Here is a 540-nt window from a genome sequence, read left to right as displayed (position 1 = left end):
TCGGCCTTCTTTGTCTCGTCGGCTCGAAACAACGTTGCGTGTCCGCCGACCTGCTCGGCTACTTGACGAACCGCCTGATCGGTCAACGAGGCTCCACCGCGCAGCCAGCGCAACGCACCACCCCATTCCACGAGTTGCGCACCCGGCAGATCCAGAGCCGGGCTTGTCGAAGGGATGGAAATGCGCCATAGCTGTGCTTCGCCATCAAAGAAAGCATGGCGCTGCTCACGCAAGCTTAGCCAGAAAGCCGTCGCTTCATCGGCTGCAAGCATCTGACCACCTAACGTCCTGCTTGCCGAGCTCACCGCCGCCGTAGCACCCGAGAGGCGGATATGAAGGATATTGTCCCCCCAGGCCGATGCCGAGATGGGCAGCGGCTGCCCGCCCCACCGATTAAGCAAATCCAGCGCCTTGTCTTGCGCCAGTTCGAAAAGCAGCGTCCGCTCTGCGACAGCAACCGGCAGAACCTTGAGCGAGACTTCAACGATCAGGCCCAGCGTGCCCAGGCTGCCGGCCATCAGTCGCGACACATCGTAACCG

The 540-nt window shown here is 61.9% G+C and carries 1 pseudogene; it reads right to left on the bottom strand.

The window, feature by feature from the left end:
- Window positions 1-540: pseudogene (gene glcE, locus PROAA_RS13695) on the bottom strand (glycolate oxidase subunit GlcE); the annotation flags it as partial.

Origin of the sequence: Candidatus Propionivibrio aalborgensis (assembly GCF_900089945.1) — a bacterium.
GTDB lineage: Bacteria > Pseudomonadota > Gammaproteobacteria > Burkholderiales > Rhodocyclaceae > Propionivibrio > Propionivibrio aalborgensis.
Note: the sequence above shows the minus strand (reverse complement) of the source record. Positions and strands in the feature narration are given on the sequence as shown.